The organism is Bradyrhizobium sp., assembly GCF_035273305.1.
Taxonomy (GTDB): domain Bacteria; phylum Pseudomonadota; class Alphaproteobacteria; order Rhizobiales; family Xanthobacteraceae; genus Bradyrhizobium.
The window spans coordinates 1-5,808 of sequence record NZ_DATEPI010000144.1 but is presented as its reverse complement, the minus strand read 5'-3'; the positions used below and the strand labels follow the sequence as shown (position 1 = coordinate 5,808).

Below are 5,808 nucleotides of genomic sequence, written 5' to 3'. Positions count from 1 at the left end.
TCGTTCCTCAACCAATCCATTGACGATCGGGGGACATCCGGCCTGCACGACAACGTTGGCGCCGCCATCGATGGTCAGATCGACGGGCTTGCAGTTGCTGAGGTCCATCAGCGCGTCACAGGTAACCCGACCCTCTTTCTTAGACCCGCCGGTGAGATGGTGAACGCCGCCAAGCGACAGCATCTGCGAGCCGTATTCGCTGGTCGTAACGTGCCCGATTGCCTCGCCCTGCGCGCGAACTGTCGCCGTCTCGGGCCCGAGATAGCGGTCGGTGTCGATCTTCACCTTGACGCCGCAATAGCTGAAGATGCCTTCCGTCACGACCGTGACCATATCGACGCCGTCTATCTTCGAAGACACGATGAAGGGGGCGGGCTTGTAATCGGGATAGGTGGTGCCGGCGCCGATCGCGGTCACGACGATGTTCGGCTCATGGACAATCTTGCCATCCCAATCGCCGGTCGCCTGGAACGGCACCAGCCGACCGCCCTGGGACACCGTCCGCTCGAGAAGAATATGCGGATCGACACGCACCAGCTGCCCATTGTGGTTCGCGTAACGATCACAGGCGCCTGCCGCTCCCGGCTTGATGTAACACATCACGGGGCAGGCATCGCAGCGGATCTTGTCGTCGGCAGCAGTTGATTCATTCAGCATGAACAAGCTCACAGGCCAGCGTCAAACCGAAGCGGCTATACGTAGGACGCGTCGTAAACGTAGTTCAGCGGTCTAGATCAAATCGCGGCTCATGCGCCGGGCATCTCATTCGTACACGAACGATGTTGCGCGCGAAGCTGGGCGCTGTCAAGCTCGATCCGCTTCGGCACCTCCGGATCTTACCTCACCGGCCTGGGCGGTCTGTTCACAAACAGGCAGCGGTGCTGACTGAAGAGGCATGCTTGCACGTTCGTATGCAAACGGTAACAAATGGGCTGATGCGATCATCTACTGCAGCGCAAACGCCGGAACCAAACACATGACGGAGCCCATCATCCGCCTGAAGGTCAACGGCCGCACTCATGAAATCAATGCGGCCCCCGATACGGCGCTGCTTTACGTGCTGCGCAACGATCTTGAATTGAACGGGCCTAAGTTTGGCTGCGGTCTAGGCGAATGCGGGACCTGCACCGTGCTTATCGACGGCGCCGCTGCGCGTTCCTGTGTGATCCCGATCAGCGGGTGCGTGGACTGCGAGATTCTGACGCTCGAGGGACTTGGCTCGCGCGATCACCCGGATCCGGTGCAAGATGCTTTCATTAGGGAACAGGCAGCCCAATGCGGCTACTGCCTCAATGGCATGATCATGGCCACAAAGGCACTGTTGATCCGCACGCCTCACCCTTCGGAGGCCGAAGTGCTGGAAGCGCTGCGCTACAATCTCTGCCGGTGCGGCGCGCACATTGAAATCGTGCGGGCCGCGATGCGGGCCGCTGGTGGCATCATCGAGGAGCAGGATTGATGAGCTCCCCGGTCGCTCCAGACAGCGCTTCACTGGGAACAGGATCACTCTCTGTCGTTCGCCCGACTGTTTCCGGTGAGGAAGGCACTTTCGAGACCTTCATCAACATAACGGCCGACGGCTTGGTCACCGCCTTCAATGGACATGTCGATCTGGGAACAGGCATTCGTACCGCGCTCGGGCAGGTCGTGGCCGAGGAACTCGACGTCTCCTTTGCGCGCGTGGTCGTGGTGCTGGGCGATACCTCGCGCGTCCCGAACCAGGGCCCGACTATCGCCAGCGAGAGCATTCAGATCACCGCCGTCCCGTTGCGAAAGGCGGCCGCACAAGCTCGTCATTTTCTGATAGCACGCGCCGCGGAACGCCTTCAACTGCCAGCGGACCAGCTTTCGGTACAGGATGGCCTCGTTCGCGGAAGCGACAACCGTAGCGTCAGCTATGGCGAATTGATCGTGGGCGAGACCATCCGGCTCGAACTGAGTGACGACGTCCACGTCAAGGAGGTGAATGCCTACACCATTGTAGGGGAGTCAGTGCCGCGCATTGACCTGCCTGCAAAGGCCACCGGCGAACTGGTCTACGTGCACGACGTTCGCGTGCCCGGCATGCTTCACGGCCGCGTCGTGCGCCCGCCCTATGCCGGCGTCGACGCCGGTGCTTTTGTCGGCACCAGTTTGATCGCGATCGACGAGGCCTCGATCAGCCACGTCCCAGGATTGGTCGCGGTCGTCAGTATTGGGGATTTCATCGGTGTCGTTGCCGAGCGCGAGGAAAACGCAGTCAAAGCTGCCGCGCAGCTCAGGGTGAACTGGAAACCGGCGCCAACGTTGCCCAATTTGCAGGACTTGCAGACGGCGCTGCGCTCCAATCCATCACAGCCACGCACCCTGATTGACAAAGGCGATGTCGATGCCGCCGTCGCCGCGGCCGCAAAGCCAATGCAACGCACGTATGTCTGGCCGTATCAGATGCACGGCTCGATCGGTCCATCCTGCGCGGTGGCGGACTATCAGGAAGGCAACGTTAGGGTCTGGTCCGGCACGCAAAATCCACACGTGCTGCGGGGCGATCTCGCGCTCCTCCTTGCTAGGCCGGAAACCGAAATCGATGTGATCCGGATGGAAGCGGCAGGTTGCTATGGCCGCAACTGCGCTGACGACGTTTCCGCAGATGCGGCTTTGCTCTCGCGCGCGGTCGGCCGCCCGGTCCGCGTGCAGTTGACTCGTGAACAGGAGCACGCCTGGGAGCCGAAGGGCACGGCGCAATTGATGGACGTCAACGGCGGACTGCGCGCGGATGGAAGTGTCGCCGGTTATGATTTCGCGACACGTTACCCCTCCAACGGCGCGCCTTGCCTGGCGCTGCTGCTTACTGGCGCCGTAACAGCAGCCCCGGCGGTGTTCGAGATGGGCGACCGGACCGCTATCCCTCCCTACGACTATGAAGACATGCGGGTGGTGGCGCACGATATGCCGCCGATTGTGCGCGCGTCGTGGTTACGGGGTGTCTCGGCGTTACCGAACACCTTTGCACACGAATCCTACATCGATGAACTGGCGACCGAAGCCGGCGTCGATCCGATCGAATATCGGCTGCGTTATCTCAGGGACCCCCGCGGAATCGATCTGGTCAACGCGGTTGCCGAGCGCGCGGGCTGGACGGCGCGCCCGCAGAGGCGAGAGCCGAAAGCGGAGGGTGACATCGTGCGTGGGCGGGGCTTTGCCTACGCGCTCTATGTGCACAGCAAATTTCCAGGCTATGGCGCCGCATGGTCGGCGTGGATCGCGGACGTAGCCGTCAACAAGGCGACCGGTGACGTCAGCGTGACGCGGGTCGTTGCCGGCCAGGACTCCGGCCTGATGATCAACCCAGATGGCGTCCGTCATCAGATCCACGGTAACGTCATCCAGTCGACCAGCCGCGCGCTGATGGAGGAAGTTTCGTTCGACAGACATTCGGTGACCAGCCGCGAATGGGGCGCCTACCCGATTATCACCTTCCCGGACGTTCCGAAGATCGACGTGTTGATGTTGCCGCGACAGGATCAACCGCCGCTGGGCGTCGGCGAGTCCGCATCCGTGCCAAGTGCCGCCGCGATCGCCAACGCGATTTACGATGCAACCGGTGTTCGCTTTCGGGAGCCGCCGTTCACACCCGAGCGAATCCTCAGGGGGTTGCGGGGCGAACAGAGCGACGCACACGGCGCATTGCCTATAGCATCAATCGGCGGTGCGTCCCCTGCCCCCGCTTCGACTTACAAATGGCGAAATCCATTTGCGAAAAGGCGGGGTCCCATTGCTATGATCGCCGCGCTCTGCACAGCAGCGATCGGAGTCGCTGCCGCCATTCTGCCATGGCGGTCCATTGCACCGATTTCCCGGCCGGACGCATCGGTCTATTCGGCAGCCACGATCGCACGTGGCCGCGAACTTGCCGCGCTGGGAGATTGCGCCGTCTGTCACACCGAGACGAACGGCGCGATCAACGCCGGAGGCCGCCCGCTCGAGACTCCATTCGGGATCGTGTACAGCACCAACATCACGCCCGATGTCGAGACCGGAATTGGTGCTTGGTCTTACCCCGCATTCGAGCGGGCGATGCGCCAAGGTATCCACCGTGATGGCCGCCACCTCTATCCGGCGTTTCCATACCCGCATTTTGCCCGAACCACCGAAGCCGACATGCAAGCGCTGTACGCCTACGTGATGGCGCAGACGCCGGTGCGCGCTGAAAACCGCGCCAATGCACTTGCGTTTCCGTTCAATTGGCGCCCGCTGCTCGCTGGATGGAACGCACTGTTTCATCGGGGTGAGCTGTTCGAACCTGACGCTACCAAATCGGAGATTTGGAATCGCGGCGCCTACCTCGTCGAAGGACTGGGGCATTGCAGCGCATGCCATTCCCCCCGCAACGTGTTCGGGGCGGAGAAGGCCGGCGCATACCTGGCCGGTGGTTTTGGGGAAGGCTGGGAAGCGCCACCGCTCACGTCGCTCTCGCACGCGCCGTTACCCTGGAACGAGGACGAGCTATTTGCCTATCTGCGAACGGGCGAATCTCGCTTTCACGGGATTGCCGCAGGCCCAATGGCGCCGGTTGTAAAGGAATTGGCAACGCTGCCCGATCAGGACATCCGGGCAATGGCTGTCTATCTGGCCTCGTTCAATGACAACGAGATGAGCAAAGCAGCACATGACGAGCTGGCCGCGAAGCTTGAGCGCTCAACTCAAGCCAGGAGCATCGAGGCTTCGGCGCTGGGCTCCCGGCTCTATCAAGGCGCCTGCGCCGTGTGCCACGAGGTCGGTGGCCCAGCTTTATTCGGCAGCCGGCCGTCGCTGGCGCTCAACAGCAATTTGCATAGTGCAACTCCGGACAATCTGATCCGGGTCATTTTGGATGGGATCGCGTTGCCAGCCTTCCGCGATCTCGGGTACATGCCCGGATTCAAAGACAGCATGAATGCCGAACAGGTGTCGGAGCTGGTGTCCTACCTCCGGCAAAAATTCGCCCCCGATAAACCGCCATGGAAAGATGTACTGGCGGCCGTCCACAAGGCCAGGCGGGCCTTTTCGGATTGATTAAAATTGGGAATTGAAAGCCACTGGTTCCGAGGCCAGCGGAGCGGTAGAGTTCCAAAATGGCAGTCACAGACATCGCGACGAGAACGTATAATCATGGCTGGCGGCTTGACCCCATTGTGCGCAGCCTCCTCGACACCGATTTTTACAAGCTATTGATGGTGCAAATGATCCGGGAATTCTACCCGGAACGGTGCGTCACATTTTCGGTCATCAATCGCACCCGGTCCGTACGTTTGGCCGAGGTGATCGACGAGCAAGAGCTTCGCGCTCAGCTGGACCACGCCCGCGCAATCCGGTTCGGCAAGAAGGAGCTTATTTGGCTCGCCGGCAACACCTTCTATGGCAAAACCCAGATGTTTTCGCCGGACTTCATCAGCTGGCTGACCAACTTCCAGCTTCCCGAATACGAGCTTCGGAAGGTCGACGGACAATACGAATTGCATTTCCACGGGCCGTGGACCCACACCACGATGTGGGAAATCCCGGCACTTGCCATTCTCAGCGAACTTCGCTCCCGCCAGGCGATGAAGGGACAGGGTCGGTTTGCGCTCGACGTTCTCTACGCCCGCGCCAAGGCCAAGCTTTGGACCAAGGTCGAGCGCTTGCGCAAATTGGAAGGTCTCCGGCTTTCCGATTTCGGGACGCGCCGGCGTTATGGATTTCTGTGGCAGCGCTGGTGTGTCGAGGCCGTCAAGGAAGGGCTCGGCCCATCCTTTACCGGTACCTCTAATGTGCTGCTGGCGATGGACAACGATCTGGAAGCGATCGGAA

At 61.1% G+C, this 5,808-nt stretch carries 2 protein-coding genes and 2 pseudogenes; 3 read left to right on the top strand and 1 reads right to left on the bottom strand.

Translation table 11 applies throughout. The features are described from left to right. Positions 1–657, bottom strand: a pseudogene (locus VJV58_RS09750) (6-hydroxynicotinate reductase); the annotation flags it as partial. Positions 658–976: 319 nt separating this feature from the next. On the opposite strand from VJV58_RS09750, the gene VJV58_RS09745 reads away from it, so the two are divergent. The 3 genes and pseudogenes from VJV58_RS09745 to VJV58_RS09735 all read left to right on the top strand — a co-directional run. Continuing rightward, positions 977–1,459, top strand: coding sequence for a (2Fe-2S)-binding protein (locus tag VJV58_RS09745; protein ID WP_324137132.1), 483 nt, complete (start codon positions 977–979; stop codon positions 1,457–1,459). Next, entirely contained in the window at positions 1,459–5,034 is a 3,576-nt protein-coding gene (locus VJV58_RS09740; RefSeq protein ID WP_324137131.1) for a molybdopterin cofactor-binding domain-containing protein, read from the top strand. Before VJV58_RS09745 ends, VJV58_RS09740 begins: the two co-directional genes overlap by 1 nt. 59 nt (positions 5,035–5,093) lie before the next feature. Further along, positions 5,094–5,808 (top strand): annotated as a pseudogene (locus VJV58_RS09735) (nicotinate phosphoribosyltransferase); the annotation flags it as partial.

What these genes read in the sequence shown, in the direction of transcription:
- VJV58_RS09745 (WP_324137132.1), top strand. Translation starts at nt 977, where the DNA reads ATGACGGAGCCCATCATCCGCCTGAAGGTCAACGGCCGCACTCATGAA.
- VJV58_RS09740 (WP_324137131.1), top strand. Translation starts at nt 1,459, where the DNA reads ATGAGCTCCCCGGTCGCTCCAGACAGCGCTTCACTGGGAACAGGATCA.